Source organism: Shewanella sp. SP2S2-4, from assembly GCF_031932025.1.
Classification (GTDB): Bacteria; Pseudomonadota; Gammaproteobacteria; order Enterobacterales; family Shewanellaceae; genus Shewanella; species Shewanella baltica.
In genome coordinates, this window is record NZ_JAUOER010000014.1 from 19,504 (window position 1) to 44,558 (window position 25,055).

General features: G+C 47.6%; 18 protein-coding genes. 16 read left to right on the plus strand and 2 right to left on the minus strand.

The features are described from left to right. Nucleotide 1: 1 nt before the first annotated feature. The 7 genes from Q4Q54_RS12675 (at nt 2) to purF (ending at nt 9,974) form a co-directional block, all read left to right on the plus strand. Nucleotides 2-1,018 carry an aspartate-semialdehyde dehydrogenase gene (locus tag Q4Q54_RS12675; protein WP_106650935.1) on the plus strand — a complete coding sequence of 339 codons (1,017 nt, stop codon included), beginning with the start codon at nt 2-4 and terminating at the stop codon, nt 1,016-1,018. A 178-nt stretch (nt 1,019-1,196) separates the two neighbouring features. Continuing rightward, nucleotides 1,197-4,637 carry a FimV/HubP family polar landmark protein gene (locus tag Q4Q54_RS12680; RefSeq protein WP_311988617.1) on the plus strand — a complete coding sequence of 1,147 codons (3,441 nt, stop codon included), beginning with the start codon at nt 1,197-1,199 and terminating at the stop codon, nt 4,635-4,637. A 102-nt stretch (nt 4,638-4,739) separates the two neighbouring features. Next, nucleotides 4,740-5,525, plus strand: a complete 786-nt coding sequence (gene truA, locus Q4Q54_RS12685) for a tRNA pseudouridine(38-40) synthase TruA (RefSeq protein WP_311988618.1) — start codon at nt 4,740-4,742, stop codon at nt 5,523-5,525. Nucleotides 5,526-5,569: 44 nt separating this feature from the next. Beyond that, the gene (gene folC / locus Q4Q54_RS12690; RefSeq protein ID WP_311988619.1) at nt 5,570-6,841 is read left to right on the plus strand and encodes a bifunctional tetrahydrofolate synthase/dihydrofolate synthase; all 1,272 of its coding nucleotides are present in this window, start codon (nt 5,570-5,572) and stop codon (nt 6,839-6,841) included. Further along, nucleotides 6,834-7,586 (plus strand): cell division protein DedD, encoded by a 753-nt coding sequence (gene dedD, locus Q4Q54_RS12695; RefSeq protein ID WP_226059994.1) that lies wholly within the window; start codon nt 6,834-6,836, stop codon nt 7,584-7,586. The genes folC and dedD overlap by 8 nt, the downstream gene beginning before the upstream one ends. A gap of 115 nt (nt 7,587-7,701) precedes the next feature. Continuing rightward, entirely contained in the window at nt 7,702-8,190 is a 489-nt protein-coding gene (locus Q4Q54_RS12700; protein ID WP_006082220.1) for a CvpA family protein, read from the plus strand. Between the two features lie 269 nt (nt 8,191-8,459). Then, the gene (purF, locus tag Q4Q54_RS12705; RefSeq protein ID WP_006085457.1) at nt 8,460-9,974 is read left to right on the plus strand and encodes an amidophosphoribosyltransferase; all 1,515 of its coding nucleotides are present in this window, start codon (nt 8,460-8,462) and stop codon (nt 9,972-9,974) included. A 209-nt stretch (nt 9,975-10,183) separates the two neighbouring features. Here the strand turns inward: purF and Q4Q54_RS12710 are convergent, their stop codons facing one another. After that, the gene (locus Q4Q54_RS12710) at nt 10,184-10,471 is read right to left on the minus strand and encodes a hypothetical protein (protein WP_012089583.1); all 288 of its coding nucleotides are present in this window, start codon (nt 10,469-10,471) and stop codon (nt 10,184-10,186) included. A 166-nt stretch (nt 10,472-10,637) separates the two neighbouring features. On the opposite strand from Q4Q54_RS12710, the gene Q4Q54_RS12715 reads away from it, so the two are divergent. Beyond that, nucleotides 10,638-12,752: a DNA topoisomerase III gene (locus Q4Q54_RS12715; RefSeq protein WP_311988620.1), complete on the plus strand. Its 2,115-nt coding sequence runs from the start codon at nt 10,638-10,640 to the stop codon at nt 12,750-12,752. Between the two features lie 470 nt (nt 12,753-13,222). On the opposite strand, the gene Q4Q54_RS12720 is transcribed toward Q4Q54_RS12715, so the two are convergent. Continuing rightward, on the minus strand, nt 13,223-14,512 hold the full coding sequence (locus Q4Q54_RS12720; RefSeq protein ID WP_311988621.1) for an alpha/beta fold hydrolase: 1,290 nt from the start codon (nt 14,510-14,512) through the stop codon (nt 13,223-13,225). 255 nt (nt 14,513-14,767) lie between these two features. Between Q4Q54_RS12720 and Q4Q54_RS12725 the strand changes: the two genes are divergently transcribed. The 8 genes from Q4Q54_RS12725 to Q4Q54_RS12760 all read left to right on the plus strand — a co-directional run bounded on the left by Q4Q54_RS12725 (nt 14,768) and on the right by Q4Q54_RS12760 (nt 24,424). Continuing rightward, nucleotides 14,768-15,412 carry an MBL fold metallo-hydrolase gene (locus Q4Q54_RS12725; RefSeq protein WP_259574794.1) on the plus strand — a complete coding sequence of 215 codons (645 nt, stop codon included), beginning with the start codon at nt 14,768-14,770 and terminating at the stop codon, nt 15,410-15,412. A gap of 146 nt (nt 15,413-15,558) precedes the next feature. Continuing rightward, the gene (locus Q4Q54_RS12730; protein ID WP_311988622.1) at nt 15,559-17,298 is read left to right on the plus strand and encodes a methyl-accepting chemotaxis protein; all 1,740 of its coding nucleotides are present in this window, start codon (nt 15,559-15,561) and stop codon (nt 17,296-17,298) included. A 322-nt stretch (nt 17,299-17,620) separates the two neighbouring features. Continuing rightward, complete coding sequence (locus Q4Q54_RS12735) at nt 17,621-18,637, plus strand: XdhC family protein (RefSeq protein ID WP_311988623.1); 1,017 nt, start codon at nt 17,621-17,623, stop codon at nt 18,635-18,637. Beyond that, entirely contained in the window at nt 18,637-19,392 is a 756-nt protein-coding gene (locus Q4Q54_RS12740; protein ID WP_311988624.1) for a nucleotidyltransferase family protein, read from the plus strand. The genes Q4Q54_RS12735 and Q4Q54_RS12740 overlap by 1 nt, the downstream gene beginning before the upstream one ends. Nucleotides 19,393-19,395: 3 nt before the next feature. Next, nucleotides 19,396-19,914 (plus strand): 2Fe-2S iron-sulfur cluster-binding protein, encoded by a 519-nt coding sequence (locus tag Q4Q54_RS12745; RefSeq protein WP_311988625.1) that lies wholly within the window; start codon nt 19,396-19,398, stop codon nt 19,912-19,914. A gap of 1 nt (nt 19,915) precedes the next feature. Further along, nucleotides 19,916-22,162, plus strand: a complete 2,247-nt coding sequence (locus Q4Q54_RS12750; protein ID WP_311988626.1) for a molybdopterin cofactor-binding domain-containing protein — start codon at nt 19,916-19,918, stop codon at nt 22,160-22,162. A 211-nt stretch (nt 22,163-22,373) separates the two neighbouring features. Next, nucleotides 22,374-22,865, plus strand: coding sequence for a DUF1097 domain-containing protein (locus Q4Q54_RS12755; protein ID WP_006085447.1), 492 nt, complete (start codon nt 22,374-22,376; stop codon nt 22,863-22,865). A gap of 104 nt (nt 22,866-22,969) precedes the next feature. After that, nucleotides 22,970-24,424 carry a methyl-accepting chemotaxis protein gene (locus tag Q4Q54_RS12760; protein WP_311988627.1) on the plus strand — a complete coding sequence of 485 codons (1,455 nt, stop codon included), beginning with the start codon at nt 22,970-22,972 and terminating at the stop codon, nt 24,422-24,424. Nucleotides 24,425-25,055 lie beyond the last annotated feature (631 nt).

The following is a 25,055-nucleotide window of genomic DNA, read 5'->3' on the forward strand; positions in this document are numbered from 1 at the left end:
TATGTCACAGGAATTTAATGTTGTCGTTTTAGGTGCATCGGGCGCAGTGGGTCAAACAATGATAGAGATCCTCGAAGAGCGTAATTTCCCGGTTGCCAATTTGTACCCTTTAGCCAGTAGCCGTAGCGCCGGTGAAACGGTCAGCTTTCATGGCAAACAAATTACCATTCTCGACGTAGAAACCTTCGATTGGACCCAAGCTCAAATTGGTTTCTTCTCCGCAGGTGGTGATGTTTCCGCCAAATGGGCCCCGATTGCCGCTGAAGCAGGTTGTGTTGTGATTGATAACACCTCGCACTTTAGATACGACATCGATATTCCCTTGGTCGTACCCGAAGTGAATCCGCATGCTATTGCTGATTTCCGCAATCGCAATATCATTGCTAACCCAAATTGCTCAACGATTCAAATGCTGGTGGCGCTTAAGCCTATTTATGATGCCTATGGCATCAGCCGCATTAACGTGGCAACGTACCAGTCAGTTTCGGGTACAGGTAAAAAAGCCATTGAAGAGTTAGCGCATCAGTGCACTAAATTACTGCAAGGTTTACCTGCTGACGCTGAAGTTTATCCAAAGCAAATTGCTTTTAACGTATTGCCGCAAATCGATAAGTTTATGGATAACGGCTATACCAAAGAAGAAATGAAAATGGTCTGGGAAACCCAGAAAATTTTCGGTGACGATGAGATTTTAGTGAATGCGACCGCGGTACGTGTACCTGTGTTTTATGGTCACTCTGAAGCCATTAATATCGAAACCCGTCAGCCTGTCGATGCAGAAGACGTTAAAGCTTTACTGCGTAATGCCGAAGGAGTGGTATTGTTTGAGTCAGATGATGACTATCCAACGGCTGTAACCGATGGTGCTGGTACCGATCCGGTTTATGTTGGCCGCATTCGTAAGGATATCTCTCATTCTCATGGGATTAACCTGTGGGTGGTGTCAGACAATATTCGTAAGGGCGCAGCCTTGAACAGTGTGCAAATTGCCGAGATCTTAGTGAGAGATTATTACTAAGCACGAGATTGCATTTTATGCCCATTGAAAAAGCCTGCTGTCAGCAGGCTTTTTTTGTTTTACAATTGTGAACAGTAGCAGGGCAGGGATTTCTGGTTTATAGTAATCTCAATAAATACAATTGCCTAAAGCCTGTTATCAGCGAGATAACTTTATAGCGCTTCAAAGGGAAGGATTGATGAAATTTCGCACTTCGTATCTTGTGGGTCTAATGGCCACTGTTTTAGCTGTTTCTTCTACCGCTTATTTTATTGATCCCGCCGTTGCAGCAGATACGCCAAGATTAAAACCCTTAAAAATCATGGGTCCAGACGGACAGATCCGTCAAGTTAATCATCAATATGGCCCAACGACATCCAGAGACACGTTTTGGAGCATAGCGCAAAAAGTCCGTCCCGATGCCAGCGTCAGCGTCTATCAAGTGATGGCCGCGCTATATGATGCTAACCCCCATGCGTTTAACTCTTCCAGCTACAACAGTTTAGAACGTGGCATGATCCTGCTGATCCCGTCTAAAGAAGTCATGCTGTCGATTCCTAATAGCATGGCGATAGCAAGAGCAGAGCAAAGCGACAGACAATCCCGTGCGCCAGCGAAAGCGGTGCAGAAACCTGCTGCGAAAGTCACTACGCAAGCACCTGTGACGGCTCCCGCCGTGATTGCTGAAACTAAAATCACTGAAACCAAAGTGACGCCGCCCAAAGCGCCAGTGGTAGAAACGCCGACGCCAGACAAGCCTAAGATGCTGAGCTCTGATGTAACGTCGCGTTTAGAAGCGGCCGAAAGTAAAAATCTGTCATTAACCGATGAATTAGCTCGTACCCAAGATCAACTCACTGTCCGCACTTCAGATGTTGAAGCGCTAAAAGTGAAAGTTGAAGAGTTGAATCAACGCATTGCCGTGCTAGAGGAAACTCTGCAAGCCAGCAAATTGCAAAACCAAGCTTTAAAAGCCGAAGTCGAAGCTGCCCAAATGCCAGAGATGGCAACAGATACTCCTGAAGCAGATGCTGAGGTCGCCGCTGAACCCGATGATTTATGGCGTAATATCCTTAACAGTCCTGTGTTAATGATTGCTGCCGCTGTGATCCCTGCCTTGTTCTTGTTACTGGCAGTGTTCTGGTTCCTACGCCGTAAGCGTAATAAAGAACGTCGGGAAATGCAGGCGCAAGAAGCGGTGATGGCCGCCGGTGCTGCTGGCGTTACTGGTGCAGCCATAATGGACATGGATGATGACGATTTAGATGATATGGCGGTGCATTTAGATACCGACCATGCGGACTCTATCGATAGCCTGTTGGATATGGGCAGCGTCGATTTACAACCAGAGCAAGATTTAACTGACTCAAACGATCAGATGGATATGGCGTCTGAAATGTTTGTCGATCCGGGGCTCTCAGCTGAACCTGAGGTTGAAGACGAAGGACAATCTCTTGATGATCTGTGGGCAGAAGCCATGGGCGATCAGGAAGAGGATATTGTTGAGGAAAAACCTAAATCTGACAATATTCTTGAGGAAGCCGATCTCGATGCGCTATTAGCGGGCCTAGGTTCAGAAGACAGCACTTCTGAAGACAGCGCTGAGGCTGAAGAGGATTTAAGCGAATTAGAGCGAAACTTTGCGAGCGATTTAGCTCAAGAGGGTGACAGTAATGATATTACTTCTGAGCTGAATGATGTTGAAGCCGCAGACACTAAACCTGCCGATGAAGCCATCGCGGATGACGATGATCTTGATGCATTACTTGCCGAGTTTAGTGTTCCTGCAGAAGATACTGAGATTGCACAAGCACCAGACGCTGTTGCGTCTGATGATGAAGATCTCAGTGCTGCCATCGCCGCAGAACTCAATAATGAGTTAGATGATGAACTGGGCAGCGAAGAGGTTGATGATATCGATGCGCTGTTAGCGGATTTTGATAAACCCGCAGAGCCCGAAGTCGAGCTTGATGAGCTTGGCGTAGAAGATACCGACGACATCGATGCCTTGTTAGCAGATTTTGATAAACCAGCAGAACCTGAAGTTGAGCCTGATCTTGGCGCTGAAATTGCCGCCGAGTTAGACGCAGAGCTTGATGAGCTTGGCGTAGAAGACACTGACGATATCGATGCGCTGTTAGCGGATTTTGATAAACCAGCAGAGCCCGAAGCAGAGCCTGATCTTGGCGCTGAGATTGCCGCCGAGTTAGATGCAGAGCTTGATGAGCTTGGCGTAGAAGACACTGACGATATCGATGCGCTGTTAGCCGATTTCGATAAACCAGCAGAACCCGAAGCTGAACCTGATCTTGGTGCTGAGATTGCCGCCGAGTTAGACGATGAACTGGATGAATTAGGCGTAGATGAATCCGATGATATCGATTCGTTGCTGGCGAGTTTTGATGCTGAGCCTGAAATCAAAGTTGATGCTGAAGACAATGCCGAAGACGATGCACAAAACGATACTGAAGATGATGCGATCAGTGCAGAAATTGCCGCAGAGCTAGAAGCTTCGTTACCGGAAGATATAAAGGGCGAAGCGGCAGGCGATGAAGATTTAGATGCGCTGTTAGCTGAATTTGATGTGCCAGAACAACTCGATGCCGATGAAGATGAATTCGACTTCGATATGGAAACGGCGCAGCTTGACGCGGACGATAACGCCACAGACGAAGACAATTTACTCAAAGGTATTGGTGCGTCTCACTCGATTGACGGCACTGATGATACTTTCTCGTTAGTCGAAGAGTTGGGTGAAGATGATGATTCTGACGCCCTGACTACGGCAGCAGCCACTTTGGCAGCCGCTACCGCGGCAGCGAGTGTTAAGGAAAAAGAGTCTTCTTTCTTTAATGATTTAAAAGCCAATAAGAGCAAAGATCCCCACGTGCTTGATTGGGACTCAGAGCTTGATTTTGCGCCTAAGGCCAAACCTGCTGCGACGCCAGCCGATGCCGCCGCTGAAACGGATGTCGATGATGTCGAGCCTAATGCCGATGCTTCGCTAGCTGATACGCCTACTCCGGATGATGCGACTCAAGAGAAGCCGATTAAGGCGACGCGTAACGATGTTGATTTTAGTGAAGATTTCAAACTCGATACCCAAGAGGATGCTGACTATTCTGAGCAAGGCCTCGATTTAAGCGACGATAATGTACTCGCTGCTTTCACGGCCAATACCGATTTTGATGACGATGAAGATGTACTGACGTCGGAAGACAGTTTCTCACTCGTCGATGATCTCACAGTCGACGAAGCGTTAGCAGCACTCGATGCCCAAGAATCGCGTAAAGCGCAGAAGAAGTTTGTTCCTGAGCATGATTTAACGAATTTCCAAAATGAAAACGGCTTTATCGACATCGATAAGTTGTTGAATGATGCCGATGAAGACGGCACTGATACCGATTTGTATTCGGAAGTCGACGTGGAAATGAGTGATGTCGGAGCCTTAATCGGCGATGCCGCAATGATTGATGTCGACGATGAAGAAAACTCAGTCAACGCTAAGCTGGATTTAGCCCGCGCTTATATCGAAATTGACGACAGCGACAGCGCCAAAGCCCTGCTCAAAGAAGTGCAAATTGACGGTAACGAGCGCCAGCAAGATGAAGCCGGACGTTTACTCAAAGAGATGAGTTAATCCCGATTGAGAGAGTTTCAACCTAACGGCGCCTTCAGCGCCGTTTTTTTTATGGGCTGCTGTGATAAAATGCGCCGCTAAATCAATTGTGAGGAAAAGTGGATGCGGATTGCATTAGGTATTGAATATGACGGCAATGGTTATTTTGGCTGGCAACGTCAGGCCGAAGTCGATTCAGTACAAGCGCAATTAGAACGGGCGTTATCGATAGTGGCCAACGAGCCTATCGGCGTCTTCTGCGCTGGCCGTACCGACGCGGGCGTGCATGCCACGGGACAAGTGGTTCATTTTGAAACCAATGCCATTCGTAATGAAGGCGCATGGACCTTAGGGGTGAATGCCAATTTGCCCGATAATATTGCCGTGCGTTGGGTTAAAGAAGTCGACGACAGTTTTCACGCGCGCTTTTCGGCCACCGCCAGACGCTACCGTTACGTGATTTATAATCACAGTTTTCGCCCTGGGATTTTACGCCATGGTGTCAGCCATTATCATGGTGATATTGATGCCGATAGAATGCACCAAGCGGCGCAGGCACTCTTAGGCGAGCAAGATTTTACCAGCTTTCGCGCAGTCCAGTGTCAGTCGAAAACGCCGTTTCGTAATGTACATTGCGTCAATGTTACGCGCCAAGGCATGTATGTGATTGTTGATATCGCCGCCAACGCCTTTTTACATCACATGGTGCGCAATATCGTCGGTTCATTATTAGAAATCGGTTTAGGCAATCAGCCGCTGACGTGGATGGGTGATTTGCTCGCGCTAAAAGACAGAAACCAAGCCGCAGCGACGGCTAAACCCCATGGGCTTTATTTAGTTGATGTGACTTATCCAGAACAATATCAATTGCCTAAACTCGTCCTTGGGCCATTATTCATGTTGGATTGAAAAGATCTTATTTGAGAGATAATCGAATACGAGGATGTACGGACATGCTAACAGCGCCAGCGTCAAATGCAGCATTGGAACAGTGGTTGGATTATTTGTTATCCATACATCCAACCGAAATCGATATGGGATTAACCCGTGTTTCTAAGGTCGCGCAAACCTTGGGTCTATTAGATTTAGGTCAAAGCAAGATAGTCACAGTGGCAGGGACGAATGGCAAAGGCACGACCTGCGCCATGCTGGAAAATATTCTGCGCTTATCCGGTTTGACTGTGGGCGTATACAGCTCGCCGCACATGCTGAAATACAACGAGCGAGTGCGTATTAATGGCAGCGACGCCAGTGATAGCGCCTTTGTTGCCGCCTTTGAGCAAATTGAAGCGGCGCGCGCCGAGATTTCCCTGACCTTTTTTGAATACGCCACGCTTGCGGGCCTGATACTGTTTAAAGCCGCTAAGCTGGATGTAGTCATCTTAGAAGTCGGTTTAGGTGGACGGTTAGACGCCACCAATATTATCGATGCCGATATCAGTGTGGTGACGTCGGTCGATTTAGATCATGAAAGTTATCTGGGGAATACCCGTGAACTCGTCGGCCGTGAAAAGGCGGGTATTTTCCGTCACGGTAAAGCTGCGATTGTCGGCGAGCCCAACTTGCCGCATACCGTCAATGATGTTGCCAATGAAGTTGGCGCCATCTTGTATCGCGTCGGTAACGAATTCAGTTACCAAGTTCATGGTAGTTTATGGGACTTTCAAGGCCAAGTGCTCAAACTGCACGATTTAGCGTTACCGACCTTGCCGCTACCGAATGCGGCCACGGTATTGGCTGTAATTGAACAGGGTTGGCCGAATATCGCGCCCGCTATTATTGCCGAGGGTATTAGCACTGCTCGGTTAACCGGTCGATTAGAGCGGGTGAATGAGCAGCCGTTAGTGCTACTCGATGTGGCGCATAATCCCCATGCGGCGCGTTTTTTGGTGCAGCAATTAGCGCCAATGGTTGTAGGTAAGCGGGTGTTTGCCCTTTGTGGCATGTTGAAGGATAAAGATATTGCGGGCGTGTTGCCTGTGCTCCATCCTCTGGTCGACACTTGGTATTTAGTGAGTCTTCATGGGGAGCGTGGCGCGAGTTCTGCCATGCTACGCAAAACCTTAGCACCTGAGGCCAGCGCATTTGAGTTTGAGGGCATAGCTGAGGCATGGTCGGCATTAAAAGCGCAAATTAACCCAGATGATGTGGTAATTGTGTTTGGCTCCTTTTACACTGTGGCAGGTTTTAAGTCTCAATTTATGCAGGAAGTCCGTTTTGTCTAGCCAGTTTCATAATCGTTTAGTCGGCACTGTGGTGCTGGTTGCGCTTGGAGTGATTTTTTTGCCGGATATTTTGGATGGCAAAAAAGATCGCCAAGAAGAGCAATTTTCTGAAATACCTTTGCGTCCGACTGTGATTGAGCAGCAAAAAGCCGACGATGATATGTTTGAAGTCTTGTCGGCCGAAGATGCTGCCGCGCTGAGTGGGGCTGATGTTGCCTTAGCTGAGACAGGCAATAATGCCGACAGTGACAAGTCAGCTGCCATCGCTAAGCAAGACGTTAAGGCGGACGTTAAACCTGAAGTGAAGAAGCCAGAGGTTAAGCAAGCAGAAGTTAAAAAGCCGGAAGCGAAACCAGAACCTAAAAAAGAGCCACCTAAGGCGACGGTAAAAACGGAGCCCGCTAAAAAAGCTGAGACTAAAGCGCCAACCGTCGCTAAGACTGAAAAGCCCAAAGCAGAAACGCCTAAAGCCAGTGCTGCCAGCCGTGACAGCTTAAAAAGTGGCTTTACCTTGCAGCTTGGCAGTTTTAACAATGCAACCAATGTTAAAGCCTTGATTGCACAGCTACGTAAGAGTGGTTTTAAAGCGTACACTATCCCTGAAAATCCTAAAGATGGCGTATTAACCAAAGTGTTTGTCGGGCCAGATGTGTCTGAGGCAAAGCTGAAGAAAATACAAATTGAGGTGGAAAACCTCACGCGTCTTAAGGGCTGGATTGTTCCTTTTAATCCCTTAGAATCTTAATGGTGATATAAGATCAGCGACTGAAAATGATTTATTTACCTCTCTAGGGGTGAGAATCGTTTCAGTCTCTGGTAGAATCGCGCCGTCTTAAAGCCCATGTCGGAAAGCCATCTCAATGGTTTGGATTGATTACGCTATCATATTCGTCATCGGATTATCGACTCTCATCAGTCTAATCCGCGGATTCGCCAAAGAAGCCATGTCCTTAGTGGTATGGTTCGCGGCTTTCTTTGTTGCCAGCCAATTTTACCAAGATCTTGCCGTTCACTTAACTCAAATGAACGATGAGATGCTGCGTAATGGCGTTTCTATTGCCATCCTCTTTATTACCACTTTGGTACTCGGCGCCTTAGTTAACTATATTCTCGGACAACTTGTTGTCAAAACCGGATTATCTGGCACTGATAGGCTCTTGGGCCTGTGTTTCGGTGCTATTCGAGGCGCGCTAATTGTGAGCGCCTTGCTGTTTTTTATGGATGCTTTCACAGGTTCGCCCAACACCCAATGGTGGAAGGACTCTGTGCTAGTGCCCGAATTTGGCGTTGTCATTCAATGGTTTTTTGACTATTTGGAAAACACCTCCAGCTTTGTACCCAAACTATAAGAAAGAAAATTAATTAATCCTAAGTGATGGAAAGTAGCAATCGCTTAGGTATGTACGTCACTCCTGTTCAAGGGCTTATGCCTAAAAACAGGGTAACTGTGAGCGCAATAGCAAGTTTAGGCGTGCGATTGCGATTAACAGGTCAGTGACGGGATACCTTGGCGACCGATAGGTAGCACTTAAGCCGAAAGGCTAGAGGTTTACTTTATCATTTGCTTATATTTCAACATGAAAGGGCATAGAACATCTTACAATGAGGAAGCTTACCCATGTGTGGTATCGTCGGAATAGTTGGCCAATCATCGGTTAATCAGACCATTTATGATGCACTGACAGTGTTGCAGCACAGAGGTCAGGATGCGGCAGGTATTGTGACCATTGATCGTGGTGCTTTCAGACTGCGTAAAGCCAATGGTCTGGTCAAAGACGTTTTTGAAGTCAAACACATGCAACGCCTACAAGGTAATGCAGGTATTGGCCATGTGCGTTATCCAACTGCGGGCAGTTCAAGCGCATCTGAAGCGCAGCCTTTCTATGTTAACTCGCCATTTGGGATCTCTTTAGCCCACAACGGCAACTTAACCAATACAGTCGAATTAGCCGAAGGGCTGATCAAAAAACGTCGCCATGTGAACACCACTTCGGATTCTGAAGTGTTGCTTAACCTGTTGGCCGACGAACTGCAAAAAACCACTAGCTTGACCCTGACGTCGGAAGAAGTGTTCGATGCGGTCGCTAACGTACACCAACAAGCTCGTGGTGCCTACGCGGTTGTGGCTATGATCATCGGCCAAGGCTTAGTCGCGTTCCGTGACCCATTTGGTATTCGTCCTCTGGTGTTAGGTAAGCACGAAACGCCAACGGGTACTGAATATATGGTCGCTTCTGAAAGCGTGGCACTCGATGCCGTCGGTTTTGAAGTGATGCGTGATGTGGCGCCAGGTGAAGCGATTTACGTGTCAATTGATGGTCAGCTGTATACCCGTCAATGTGCAGCAGAACCTAGCTACGCCCCTTGTATCTTCGAATTCGTTTATTTTGCCCGTCCAGATTCGACTATCGATAAAGTGTCTGTTTATGCCAGTCGCGTAAACATGGGCGCTAAGCTTGGCGAGAAGATTAAGAAAGAATGGTACGATCACGACATCGATGTGGTGATCCCTATTCCTGAAACCTCTTGCGATATCGCGCTAGAAATTGCCCGTTGCATGGACTTACCGTACCGCCAAGGTTTTGTGAAAAACCGTTATATTGGCCGTACTTTTATCATGCCGGGTCAACAGGAACGTAAGAAGTCAGTGCGTCGCAAGTTGAATGCGATTAACACTGAATTCAAAGGCAAAAATGTCTTGCTGGTGGACGACTCTATCGTTCGCGGTACGACGTCTGAGCAAATCATCGAAATGGCCCGTGAAGCGGGTGCCAAGAAAGTGTACTTTGCCTCTGCCGCGCCGGAAATTCGTTTCCCGAACGTATATGGTATCGACATGCCAACGTCAAACGAGTTGATCGCCCATGGCCGTGATGCCGATGAAATCGCCAAGTTAATTGGTGCCGATGGCATTATTTTCCAAGACTTACCTGATTTAATCGAAGCAGTAAGAATGGAAAATCCAGCGATTAAACGTTTCGAAACCTCAGTTTTTGATGGTCATTACATCACTAACGATGTGGATCAAGCGTATTTAGATCACTTGACGCAACTGCGTAATGACGATGCTAAAGCGGATCGTAACAAAGATATCGGTACTAATTTAGAGCTGCATAACGTCTGTCACCCATAAGGTGAAACGTTAGGCGGATAAAAAGCCAGTGATAATGTCATTGGCTTTTTTTATGGCTTTTTTATGGAGCGTTAACCGCCACTTGGGAAAGGTATCGCGATTGGGCGAGGGGGGAACATCTATGAGTGTTTGTTCTCGACATCCGAGTACTCAATCCATTGTTGGAGCAGCGAGGCTGCTGATCTTTTCAGCCATAGGTTTTGTCGTGTTTATCCCCAGATCCACAGCAGCATCCACACCCCGAATAAGCTGCTTAAGCTATGGCGGGTGACTTGGTGTTTTAGCAGTAGCGATAAACTCACCGCAATGGGCATTACTAGCATGAATCCCCAAGCTAAAGGCATGTTGATGATTTTCATTTGTCCCAGCCAAGTGCTGGTGAGCATGCTTATCGCGAGTAACATCAGGCTATGGAATAGCAGTAACTGATTGAATCTTAATATCAATGCTGGACTGATTGTCATCGCCTGCCGCGCATTTATTGCAAACTGTCTCATAGCCACTCCTCTAAAATTTAGTGCATTCTAGTAGTTGTTGAGAACTATTCGCAATTGAATTTACACTTTAGCTTTGGTATTTAAGCTCGGTTTGTCACAGAAATTTGCACTCAACGGGCGTTTGGGCTAAATTATACTGTAATTATATCCAGTGCTTGGTGTTTGTATGATCCTCTATATCGCTGAAAAACCTAGCCTAGGGCGGGCCATTGCCGATGTATTGCCTAAACCCCATAAAAAAGGCGATGGATTTATTGAAGCCGCCAATGGCGATTGCGTGTCTTGGTGTGTCGGTCACTTGCTCGAACAAGCAGAACCTGATGCCTATAATCCCGAATTTAAGTCGTGGAAATTCGAGCACTTGCCAATAGTTCCAGACAAGTGGCAACTAAAACCTAAGGCCGCAACTCGCAGTCAACTCACAGTGCTAAAACGATTAGTCAAACAAGCCAACATGCTGGTCAATGCGGGCGATCCCGACCGTGAAGGGCAGTTACTCGTGGATGAAGTGATTGCCTATCTTGGCGTGAGGGGTGACAAGTTACATCAAACTCAGCGTTTACTGATCAGCGACTTAAACCCACAAGCCGTAAAACGGGCGCTAACGCAGCTGCGCAGTAATCGCGAATTTATTCCTTTGTCCACATCGGCCTTAGCCCGTAGTCGTGCCGATTGGCTCTACGGCATGAATATGACGCGCGCTTATACCATCCAAGGTAAAAAGGTTGGTTATCAAGGCGTATTGTCCGTCGGGCGAGTGCAAACGCCTTTACTCGGGCTAGTGGTGCGCCGTGATGAAGAGATTGCCAATTTTCAATCTAAACCTTTCTATGAAGTGCTAGCGCATTTGGCGACCGAAAAGCAGGAAGCCTTCAGTGCTAAGTGGCAACCCAGCGAAGCTTGTCAGCCGTATATGGACGAAGAAGGGCGAGTACTAGCCAGAGGGTTAGCGCAAAATGTGGTGAGTCGCATCAGTGATAAACCTGCCTTAGTGACTCAATTAGTGGCTAAGGACAAGAAACAGAATCCGCCATTGCCCTACAGCTTGTCCGCGCTTCAAATTGATGCGGCAAAACGGTTTGGCATGAGTGCTAAGGACGTGCTCGATACCTGCCAGAGTTTGTATGAGCGCCATAAACTCATTACCTATCCTCGCTCCGACAGCCGTTATTTGCCCGTCGAGCAACATAGCTTAGCGTCGTCGGTTCTTAAGGCGATTAGCAGCGGTGCCGCTGAGTTATTGCAAGGCGCCGATGCCCCCGAACCACGGTTTAAATCCAAGGCATGGGATGATAAAAAAGTGGATGCCCACCACGCCATTGTTCCTACCGAGAAGACGGCTAACTTATCCAGCTTGAGTCAGCGTGAGAGGCAGTTATATCTTCATGTTGCCCGCCAGTACTTAGCCCAGTTTTATCCAGCCTATTGTTACAGTGAAACCACAGTGCAAGTGACAATTGAGGGCGGCTTATTTAATACCAAGGCGCGTCAGGATAAATCCCTCGGCTGGAAGCAACTCTTTGCCCGCCAAGAGCCAAATGGCAGTAAGACCAGTGGCAACACGACGGAAGAAAGCGCGGGTAAGGATGATGAGGAGAATGACGAGTTTATCGGCCAGTTGCCCCCTCTGAAACTAGGGCAGGCTTTGCATTGTACTCGCGGCGAATTGCTTGAAAAAAATACCCAGCCGCCAAAAGCTTTTACCGATGCCACTTTACTCGGTGCTATGACGGGGATCAGCCGTTACGTCACCGACGCTGAGATCCGTAAAATACTCAAAGAAACCGATGGCTTAGGTACTGAAGCCACCCGTGCAGGTATCATCGAATTGCTGTTCAAACGCGGTTTTTTACAACGCTTAGGCAAATCCATTGTCTCTACAGACGTGGGTAAGGGCTTGATTAACAGCTTGCCCGCGAGTGCGACTACGCCGGATATGACAGCCCTGTGGGAAGCCAGCCTGAACGGCATTTGCCATAAAGAAACCTCCTATCAAGCCTTTATGCAACCGCTGCTAGGCACTTTATCCACGCTTATCCAAAATGCAGGAGCACAACTACCAACCGCGCTTAATGGTTTACAAGGTCAAGGTTATCGTAAAACGGCTGGGAGTAAATCTGGTTATCGCAAGTCGCCTTACCGCAAAGCCTCTAGCTCGACAAAACGCACTGGCACGGCAAGTACCGCTAAAACAAGTACAACGACAAGTAGCAGTGCGAAAAAGTCGAGTGCGAGTTCAGGGACTCGGAGTCGAACACGCAAAGTGGCTGCTGAGGTTTGATAGGCACGGGTGTCATTGGTTTTAGGGGCATTTCCGGCCATTAATACCAATCGTATTAAATATCTGTTCATTCAGCGGGAGTTTAACGCGCTTTAGACAAGGCGAAGGCTTGAAGGCATAGTGGTGCTCTGTCGAAAGCCTTGAACGCAGTATAAAGCGCGTTGAAACCCGCCCTTCGGGAGCCACACAGGCATCCCACTCCGGTGTTGCATTGACTTAAAAGGGAATAACCATTTCTGCGTCAATGCGCCTTGGATTGAGATGCCTGTGAGGCTCTGAACTGATTAGATATTTAATGTGATTGGTATAACAATGGCGCGAAATAGCCCTAAATTTTTGCAAAAAAAAGAGTAAACCAACACGGTTTACTCTTACGGAAATAGGTCGTTGAAACTTGCCAAAATCACTTAATAGATGAGGAGCGGGTTTATAATGTCAGCGTTAACTTAATTAGCCCTTAAAATTAACTTTTATCTTAAGGTGTCGCCTCGGTTTAAGCTGATGAGCTTATCCAGTATGTGCTCACCATCCATGCGAATGCCGTTGTGTTCATATTCTGATGTTAGCCAATACTTTAGCCTGCCGACCTGTTGCGCGGTTTCAAGGCTGTATTGCATCTCGACAAACATATCTTCACTGTAAATGGCCGCGGCAACGGGGACGCGGTTTTGCGCCAGTTGTTCAAGATTATACAGTGCAGGCCAATTTGATTTATGGGCAAGGATTTCAGCTGCGGCTTTAAGGGGCACTAAGTGACTGAATTGGTCAAACATCCAAGGGTAAATCATCTCGCCGGTAAATAAAAAAGGCTTACCTTGCTGATAGTTAAATGCGGGGAATTGTTGTCTTACCCTGTGCGCCGCCCATTGTGAAGCTGTGTGCTGGCAGTAGATCGCCTCATGCAGCAGGGCAAAAATCGGGTTAGTGTTGTAGTCGAGCATTTGACCGAAATGATTTAAAAATAACGGGTTAACGACTGTCCCAGAAGCTGTGTTGATTAAGGCTTGCTCAAGTAAATAATAAACCGATTCAGGTCCTTGCTCCATGCCGATATTAATACCCAGCAGCTGCAACATTTCAACCGTGAGGCGTTCTCCCGTGGCTAAATACACTTCATTTTCAAGCAAGTGTTTGGCTAAGCGAGTGGCTAAATGTTGGGCATCGTGGAAGCGTTGGAAAAATTGTTTATTCTTCGCCAGTACGCGTTGATAAGTCGCAAGATAGACATCATCGGCGCTGCGGGTTAATGACGGTATGCCACCTGTGATATAGGCTTCGTTAACACCTTGAGGGGCGGCGCTTAAATAATGCAACACGCAAAATCCGCCGAAACTTTGGCCGAGAATTGCCCATTTATCGGCGGGGCAAAGCTGGGCACGAATCGTCTCGGCATCACGGATGATATTGTCAACCCTGAAATGGCTTAGGTATTCGGCTTGTGCTGCGGGATCTAAGTGTTGCAGGCTTTGGTAATTAATGGGTGTCGATAAGCCTGTGCCACGTTGATCGAGTAATAACACCCGATATTCTTTTAATGCGCGGCGGATCCAGCCGCTGTTACTGGCGGGGCGCATGGCCGCAAATCCCGGGCCGCCTTGGAAGAACACGATATAAGGTAGCTTTTTATCTTTGTTTTCTGGGCTACAGAGTTCTCTGGCAAACACTTGGATTTGCTCTGCAATCGGATTTTGATAGTTTAGGGGCAAGGTAAAAGTATGTTTCTTCGCCAGCACTCCGGCGAGAATAATATCGGGTTTCATCAAACAACCTTAATGGCAGAGGAGCATATTATTGTGATTGGCAGATTGTATACCCAAATAACCTGCAGATGCAGCAACCTAGGCGAGTTGCAACTCGTATCTTCAACGAGTTTGGCTATAGTTCAAATAGTTTATGCCACAAGCTAGGATTATTTGATTAGCTTTTGGTGAAGATCAATTTTTCCTATATAAATTTGAGCCATGATGAGTTTCTTAGCGTAATCTATCGCTTATGGATAACACGAGATTGAAGCTATGAAGTATCAGATTATTCCAGTGACACCCTTTCAGCAAAATTGCAGCCTGATCTGGTGTGAGAAAACCAAGCGAGCTGCGGTCGTGGATCCTGGTGGCAATATTGACAGGATCCAAAACGAAGTAACAAAACTTGGACTCGTTCTCGACAAAATTATCCTTACCCATGGGCATATCGATCATGTTGGTGGGGCAAAAGCTTTGGCACAAGCGGCCAATGTGCCGATTATCGGTCCACATATCGACGATAAATTCTGGATTGACAACTTACCTAAGCAAAGCCAAAACTTCGGTTTTCCCCATTGCGATGCCTTTGAACCGGATCAATACCTGCAGGACGGCGATAACGTGCAAGTGGGTGAACAAAGTTTGTCTGTGCTGCATTGCCCTGGGCATACGCCGGGACACATTGCCCTTTTCTCTGCCCAATCTAAATTGGCGTGGGTGGGGGATATTTTGTTTAGAAGCTCAATTGGGCGCACTGATTTTCCTCAATCAAATCATCAGGATTTAATTCACTCGATCACCGAAAAACTGTGGCCTTTAGGCACAGAGGTCGAATTTATTCCGGGACATGGCCCTATGTCGACCTTTGGTGAAGAGCGCGAACATAATCCTTTTGTCGCGGACCAACTTTTACTTTAAATGTCATGCTATTAATTTTTGCGTGATTTGTGAGCGATAATCACTCGCAAATCAAACGATTATTTCCGTTGATTGTTCCACTTTTACCCATGATTTCTGGTTTTCCTTCTAGACTTAAAGCAGTTCTTCTGTCTATTGGGGTAAGTATGAAAACAAAAACCATGATGAGTGTGGTATTTTCGACCATAGTCGCGAGTGCCGTGATTTCTGCGGCATTGAGCTTCAATGTTAAGTCTAAAATCGATCTCTTTAATGATGCTGCCAGCATCCGATATCAGTCCTATCAAGTCGCCGATGAGTTAAGGCAAAGTTCCGATGACTTAACGCGTCTCGCTCGCACCTACGCTGTCACAGGCGATGAAAAATACGAAAAAATGTATATGGATATTTTAGCTATCCGTAATGGTGAGAAATCCAGGCCCGAAAAGTACCATCAGATTTATTGGGATTTAGTGCTGAGTTATGGCGATAAACCTAAGCCAGACGGTGCGAGAATTGCAATTAAAGCACAAATGCAGTCCCTCGGTTTTTCCGATGAAGAATTTCATTATCTTGAACAAGCTCAGCAAAACTCAGATGCGTTAGTCGCCCTCGAAGTGAAAGCCATGAATGCCGTTAAAGGTATTTTTATGGACCCCAACACCCAAACCTACACGATCAAAGGTGAGCCTAACTTAACCATGGCGAGGGAGTTATTACATAGCGACCAATACCACAGAGAAAAAGCTAAGATCATGCAGCCGATTGATGAGTTTTTTACAGCATTGGATAAACGTACCGATGGTGATGTGAATAACCGACTCGACTCCCTGCATGCGGCATTAAACTGGTCCCAACTGGTGTTATTTATCGTGATTTTAGCCGCCGTTGGCGGATTTATTATCGTTAAAAGCAGGATTGTGACTCCCTTAGTGCAGACCTGTGTTGAATTGCTCGATATTCAGCGTTCTAAAAATCTTGCGCGGCGGATCTCTGTTACGACTCAGGGGGAGATTGGCGAAATCGTTAATCAAATCAACTTGTTTATCTCTTCCCTTGCCAGTTCCTTATCGACAACGGATGGCATTGCAAAAGAGGTGGCTGATTTAGCGAAGCAAACCAAGGCATCCATTCAAGTTTCGCGTGAAAGCTCAAATCGGGTGGCGAGGGAACTGGATGCCAGCGCCAGTGCGATGGAAGAAATGACCACGACGTTAGTGCATGTGAGTGAGAGCACGTCGAACGCTGAAAGCCGCGCCGCTGAAAATGAAGCGCATGTCACTGTGGGTAAACAGACGGTATCGGAAGCGTTGAAAGCCATGTCGGTATTGGAAACTGAGTTTACCAATACTCAAGACTCTATGTCGCATTTAGTGAACGAAAGTACCCAAGTCAGTAATGTGTTGAGTGTGATTAAGGCGATTGCAGAGCAGACGAATTTGCTGGCACTGAATGCCGCGATTGAAGCCGCAAGGGCCGGTGAGCAAGGGCGAGGTTTCGCTGTGGTGGCTGATGAGGTTCGATCGTTAGCTCAGCGCACCCAAGATTCCACTAAGGAAATCGATGATATTGTCGCAAGCCTTCAGAGTCGTACAAATCAAGTGGGCACATCTGTGACTCAAGCGGCGACGCTTATGCAAAAAGCGGGAGTAGAGCTGCAACGTATCGTGGCAGTATTTGAGGATATTCGTCACAGTACGGAAGCGATTCATGGGATCAATACTCAGGTTGCCGCTTCAACTGAGGAACAGTCCTTGGTTTCTAAAGAAATCGCTTCGAGTATGATGGTGATCCGCGATAATTCCCGTGAAGTATCACAGATTATCGAGCAGATAGAATCGACCTCCATTAGCCTAGACAATCAATCCCAAATTCTGCGCACTAAGGCGGGGGAATATCAGTTTTAGATGAGATGTGGTTGATTTACGAACGAACGCCACTCAGACATGGACGTCAATTCTTCCTCTTTAGCTTCCCCTGAACATATTTTATGCTTCAACACTTTTTGAAATCTATTACTCCTTTCAATACGCACACGCCTTTGCTAACTTGGTTGTCCATATGTTTAATGCGAGCGTTTGACGAAGCGGTTTTATTTGCTGATAAAACTTGCGTCAAGCTTTGATGACAAATAGACGTCGATAGCTGCGTTATTAACGGCTGATAGTTTCAATAGCTATAAGCGCATTAAATTTTTTAAATCTCCCTAACCCAATGGAGTCCTTGCGGATGGATCACCAAATCGAAGATTTACTAGAGCATTGGCTACCACTGGCGGATGACGCTTGGGTACTTGCGGTGATCACCCAAATTCAAGGTTCGGCTTATCGTAAACCCGGTGCCATGATGTTGTTCCATGAGTTTGGTCAAGGTGTGGGTATGTTAAGTGGCGGCTGTTTAGAAGCCGATTTACGTCGCCATGCTCAAAATGCCATGCAGACTAAGCAAGTCATGTGCGTCACCTATGATGCAAGCGATGAGTCCGATGCCAGCTATCGACTCGGTTGTGGTGGCATAGTAGATATCATGTTGATCCCTCTGCTAAAAGAGAATCATGATCTTGGCTTAGTTGAGCTAGTGCAGGCATTTCGTCACGGTCGGTCGGGGTTTTACCAATTGCCTTTAGTCAAAGCGGGGACTGATGCGCGCCAGTATCACGCTGCGTTTTATTCTGAGGAGTTGACGCCGTTCCCCGCCAGCGATTTTGTACGCACGGGCGTCTTCACTCAAGACGCGGGAGAATCACTGATTATTCCCTTGAGACCAAGATTCCATCTTGGGATCTTTGGTGGTGGTATCGATGCTAAGCCTGTTGCCGCCATGGCCCACACTTTAGGTTGGCAAGTGACTGTTTTCGATGGTCGTACCGCCTATGCCAGAGCGGCGGATTTCCCCCATGCCCATATAGTGAAACTGACCGCGGGGGAATTAACCGCGAATCATATCGCTCAATTGGATTGCGCCGTGGTGATGAACCATAACTTGGGCTTAGATGCTGCGGCATTAAAGGTCATTCAAGCGCATCCGCTAGCCTATATCGCCTTGCTTGGTCCTGCCCATCGACGGGATAAAGTGCTTGGAATGGCAGGGCTGAGTACTGAATCATTTTCTGGGGTGTTTTCTGCCCCCGCAGGGCTTGCCCTTGGCGGCGAGTTACCGAGCGCAGTGGCGTTAAGTATTTTGGCCCAGTGCCACGGCGTGCTCCATGGCGCGACCTTAAAACATCTCGATGAGATAATGCATTGATGACATTGCCGCCCGCGCCAAAGTCTGCTGCGCTAATATCGACGACAGAGCAAGCATCGACAGAGCAAACGCCATGCTCATCCAAACGGCTGCTTATTGTGGTACTTGCGGCCGGCGAGAGTAAGCGTTTTGAGGGGGTTAAGTTAGCGCAGCTTATACCATCACTTAGCGCTACAGAAACTCGCGAACAAGCCATCATTTGCACCCATGTTGAGCGTTTACAACAGCTTCATTGCCAAGATTTAGATTTGGATCGCCAAGACACACATTCTCCCCAATATGCGCCTTTGTTAGTCATACTCGGTGCTCACCAGCACGTATTGCAACCGTTATTGGCTGAACTTAACTCCCGCCAACCCTTTGATATTTTGATTAATCCACAGTGGCATACGGGTTTGGCCTCCTCTGTGAGTTTGGCGGCAAGTTATGCCAAGGAGCAAGGCTTTGATGCCATGCTGCTGACACTCGCTGACCAAGTGGCCTTGAGCGCCGATGATTATCGCCAACTGATTTTGACATGGCATGAAACCGGTAAAGAGGTTGCCGCCCATTATTTGGATGATTTAGGCATACCTGCTATTTTTAATGCCTCTACATTGCCTTTGTTCACTCACTTGAGTGGTGATCGCGGGGCTAAATCTATTTTAAAACAACAAGCACAGCAGGGAGCGTTAGTCGCTATAACACTACCCCGCGCCGCAATTGATATTGATACCCAAGCCGATCTTGCGTCGTGGTTGGCACTTAAGGAGTGAGTTATGGCAGAAGTTTTATCAACCAAAGCAGTCGGCAAGGAAGCGAATACCGCCGCTTCCACCCAGACATTTTCTACCCAAACGCTTTCCATCAACGGTAAGTCATTTACTTTAGATGCTGATCCTAAAATGCCAATCCTGTGGGCACTACGGGATATTTTAGGGCTCACGGGCACTAAATATGGCTGCGGTGCAGGGCTATGCGGTGCTTGCACTGTGCATTTAGACGGCCAACCCGTACGCGCCTGTTTAACCAGTTTGGGGCAGGCACAGGGAAAACGACTTACAACAATTGAAGGGTTGGATAATCAAAAGCTTAAAAATGCTTGGGCCGAACATAACGTGCCCCAGTGCGGCTATTGTCAGGCGGGACAATTGATGTCGGCTGCGGCGTTAGTTGCGCAGCATCCGAAACCTTCTGAAGAACAAATCAACTCTGCCATGTCGGGCAATATCTGCCGCTGCGGCACCTATCCTAGGATCAAAGCCGCACTGCAAAACTATGCCAAACAGGAGGGCTAATATGAGTACTTTTACTGCCGTAGAAAATATCAGCCGCCGCGACGTGCTAAAACTGTTTGGCGCAGTAGGGGGCGGATTAGCATTAGGGGCGAGCGGACTAACATGGAGCCCCATGGCGCTGGCGCAGGATAAAGAAGCGCGGCTGAATCTGTTTATTGCCATTGGTGAAGACGACAAAGTGTACCTCACTTGCCATCGCTCCGAGATGGGACAGGGGATCAGAACCGGCATTCTGCAAGTCTTAGCCGAAGAGTTAGAAGCGGATTGGGATAAAATTGTCCCTATTCAAGGTTTAGCTGATAAACGTTATGCCAGCCAAAACACTGACGGTAGCCGCAGTATTCGCGAAAATTACGACCGCATGCGCCAGATGGGGGCGATGGCAAGAACCATGCTAGAGCAGGCTGCCGCCGCACGTTGGAAAGTCCCCGTGAGCGAGGTGCATACCGCCGACCATAAAGTGTTGCATGCTAAATCTGGCCGTTCGGCCAAGTTTGGCGAGTTAGCGTTAGCCGCATCAAAGCAGCCCGTACCTGCCGTTGAGTCGTTAACCTTTAAAGAGGTTAAAGATTTCAAGCAGATTGGCGCATCACGCCAAATCGTTGATATGGATGCCATGTTAAGCGGCAGCGCGATTTATGGTTACGATATCAAACTCGAGGGCATGCTCTACGCCAGCATCATGCGCCCGCCCGTGCTTGGGAGCGATGTGGCAAGCTTGGATGATACCGCAGCGCGCAAAGTGGCCGGTGTCGTGGATGTGTATCGTTTGCCCGCCGCTAAGGGCGCACCCGCGTTTCAGGCTTTGGGCGGCGTTGCTGTTATCGCCACAAACACGTGGAGTGCCCTTGAAGGGCGCAAAGCATTAAAGGTCACTTGGACTCAAGCCGACAACAGTCAGCATGATTCAAGCCTTTATTTGAAAGAGTTGGTCGAGCGGGTACAGCAAAGCGGTAATGTTGTGCGCCAAGTTGGTGATGAAATCAAAAACTGGCCCGAAGCGAATACGTTAAAGGCGGTTTATACCGTGCCTTATTTAATCCATTCCTCTATTGAGCCGCCCGTTGCTACTGCCCATGTGACTGAAAAGGGCTGTGAAATCTGGGCATCGACCCAAACGCCGCAAAGTACACAGCAAAATGTGGCCGCTGCGCTGGGGATGGAAGAAGATGCGATTAAAGTGAATGTCACCCTATTGGGTGGTGGTTTTGGGCGTAAATCTAAACCTGATTTTAGCGTTGAAGCCGCGCTGTTATCGAAGCAATTCAAGCGTCCAATTAAGGTGAGTTGGAGCCGCGAAGATGAAATTCAAAACGGTTATTACCATGCTATCAGCGCCCAGTCCTATCAGGCACTGTTTGATGCCAGCAACAAACCGACCGCGCTTTTAGCCCGTACGGGATTCCCATCGATCAGTTCAACCTTTGCCGAAGGGGTGGAATATCCCTCTGGCGGTGAGTTGGATTTAGGCTTTGTGGATGTGCCCTTTGCTTTGCCGAATTTAAGATACGAAGCGGTAAAAGCGCAGGCGCATAGCCGTATTGGTTGGATGCGTTCTGTGTGTAACATTCAGCACGGTTTTAGTGTCGGCAGTTTTGTCGATGAAATGGCCCATAGGTCACAGGTTTCTTGCCCTGCAATGTGGCGTAGCCTGTTAGGTGAAGCAAGGCGTGAGACCTTTACCGACCAACAGTTTAAATATGGCAACTATGGCGAAGATCTTGATCGTCATCCCGTGGACGTCAGTCGCTATTTTGGGGTAATCGACGCGGTCGAAAAAGCCCAAGCTAAAGCGCCCAAGGCGGGTAAAAATCAGGGCTGGGGTTTTGCTGTACACCGCAGTTTTGTGAGTTACGTCGCTGTGGCTATGTTGGTGGAAGTGAGTGAGGATAAACAGCTTAAAGTGCTCAATGCCATCGCAGCCATAGATGCGGGCACGATAGTTAACCCTGATAGGGTAAAAGCACAGACAGAAGGTGCGATTGTATTTGGCCTGAGTTTAGCCTTGATGGGTGAAATCACTTACAAAGAGGGTAAAGTGCAGCAATCGAATTTCCACGATTATCCTTTGCTGCGACTTCCCCAAACCCCTGATATGGAGATCATCATTATTGCATCCGATGCGCCGCCCGCAGGCGTGGGTGAGCCGGGTGTGCCGCCCGTTGCCCCGAGTTTAACCAATGCGATTTTTGCGGCGACGGGGCAGAGGATCCGCGATCTTCCCGTGAATAAACTATTGCGAGTGTAGGGCACTGCAGAAGGGTTAACTGAAAGCTGTTTGAACAAAAAAGCGCCTAATAAGCGCTTTTTTCGTTTTTTTACCACAAAAAATTTGCTTGTTAGCGATTTTACGGGCATTAATGCCGAAAATTAGCAATAGATCAGGTTTTTGTTACCAGAATAGAGGTAATTTAACTAACAGATAAACTTCCGTGAATAGAATTATAAAGGGGTCATCCATGGAAAATCGTTGGCAAGTCGCTATTTCAGCCGGCCTATTGGCGGCTATTTGGTGTGGTGTCGCAGATGCCTTTCATCTGGTCACTTGGATTGGCTTTTTAGGTTGCAGCACTTTTTTTGCTCAGCCTAAGGCTGGTTTTCAAGGCGTGATGATGGCGTGGTGCACTAATCTGTCCGGTGTATTTTGGGCGTGGCTCATTATCTCTGGCAGCAGCTTTTTTATTTCGCCCGTATTTGGGTATATTTTTACCGGCATAGCCACTTCGGCCATGTGTTTACAGGCTAGTTATCAAAAGCTTAGCTTTATTCCCGGCGCATTTATTGGCTGTTGCACTACCTTTGCCATGGCGGGTGATGTGGCCAATGTCGTGCCGTCGTTGATCATTGGTGGCTTATTAGGTTTTAGTATGAGCCTGTTAACGGGGCAGTTGGTTAGCTTGACACAAAAGTGGTCTGCCGCCACGCGTAGTCAAGTGGCTAGCGCGGATTAGCATAATATCTGCTCAGATCTTATGACTGACATAGCTGTCGAAGCGATCTGAGCTATAATGCTGATTTAGTGCCAAATAGCATTTTGTTCTTAGGAATTATCAAGATGAAACAAATCCAGTTTCGCACCATTGATGCCATATTGATCAAGTTCAGTCTCAACGGAAAGTTTTGGGTAGTGTGTTCTATGGTGGCGTTGATCACGGCCGCCGTGGCACTCGTCAACTATCAACACGCGCACCGAAACATCGAGCAAGCGTCTATTGCCCGCGTTCAAGCGAGCGTCGATACCTTAGCGCAAGTTGCCACGGCGCAAAAGCTAGAGGCTGATGCCTTATCACAATTTGCCAGTCAATACGGTTTAACCGTGACTTCAAGGCAAAGTGAGGCACAGCGTCAAGGGGATAAAGTGACGGCCAGCGCCAGCGTGTCAGGCATGCAAGCCTTACAACTGACGCAGAATGTTCATGAGTGGGAAGTCGATGCGCGCAGCGATGCTAACTTTATGTTCTGGTTAGCATTAGTGGGCTTGTTGCCCTTATTCCAACTGAGTTACTGGATTTCGACCTCGCTCGGCGGTGGCTTGTGGGACATGTACTTAGCCATCAAACGCTTAGCTGATGGTGATTTGAGCTTTAGATTAAACTTCTTTGGCACTGACGATTTCAGTTTGATTGCCCGCGAAATTGACCGCTGCGCCGATAACATGAGTGAAATGGTGTCGGCGATTGGTAAAAATGCACAAACCTTGTCATTAGCATCCGATGAATTTAATCAACAGGCGGCCACCAGTGATGAGCTGATTGGTTTCCAACATCAATTCCTCGATTCCGTTGCCGTGGCAATGGCGCAAATGACTTCAGCGATTGAAGAAGTTTCTATCAACGCGAGCAACACTTCGCTGCAAACCAAAGAAAACTCAACCCAAATGTCGGCTAGCCAAGGGCGAATTAGCCAGACAGTGGAAAGTATTGGCTTACTTTCAACTAAGATTGGCGCGGCGTTTTCATCGGTGGAACAATTGTCTAAGGATGCGGCGAGTATCGATGCCGTGGTCACGACGATTAACAGTATTTCGCAGCAAACTAACTTGTTAGCCCTAAATGCGGCCATTGAAGCGGCGCGTGCCGGTGAGCAGGGTCGTGGTTTTGCCGTGGTCGCCGATGAAGTGCGCACCTTAGCGGGCCGAACTCAACAGGCCACGGTAGAAATTCAGTCTATGATTGAAGGCTTACAGTCTGGCACGAGTCGTTTATCTAGCATTACCATGGAGATAGTCGATCAGGCCGATGAAGGCCGCAGCGCGATTATTGCCGTCGGTGACGATGTTCAAGGTATGGCGCAATCGGTGAATGCGGTATTTGATATGAGCAGCCAAATTGCCGCCTCGGCGGAAGAGCAGAGTGTCGCCGCGCGGGACATTGCCGGACAATTGAATGAAATCCGCCATCAGTCGGAAACCATCAAACAAACGGCCCAGCGCAGTGTGACCTTAGCCAATGATCTGCACCATGCCTCGGTCGAGTTAGATGGCATTTTAAAGCAGTACCGCACTAGCTAATGTCTTACCTTTAATGTGAGTCGTCGGCATGGGTTGTTGAGTAATAACGCCCGATACTGAGTCTCATGTTAAGTAGTAACGTATCATCCGACAATGGCGGAAATCGTAGATTTCCGCCATTTCATTATCGAAATACCTCAAAGCAGATAACTGAGTTGCTTAGCATTAATTGTCACTATTTCCCCAATATCACGACCTCCTTTTATTACTTAAATGTCCCTATTTTAGAGGGGCACTGGTGCAACAATGCCAATCTTAACTAACCCTTTCGCTGTTCGTTTAGCTAAAAAGATATTGCCCCAAAGCAAGATAATTGTATCGTCAGTTGTGTAGCATTCATTGTCATTGTTTCCCCTGTGACTCGCCATAAACTCGTCCCTGAGGGCTCAACTAAAACATCCTGTTTTAGAAGGTCACAGGTGCAACAATGCCAATCCTCCCCAACCCTCTAGCTGTTAGTTCAGCTAAAAAAGCTATTGCCCCATAACGAGTTAACTGCGTGACATGGCTAAGTTCAATATCAGAATGTTGACCAAATTTTAGTAATGTTACTGCCTCATATCATGTTCTTGTTCATCAAATCGCAATTTTGCTTGCGGTTTCCTCTAAAGCAACTCTCACTGATATCCCC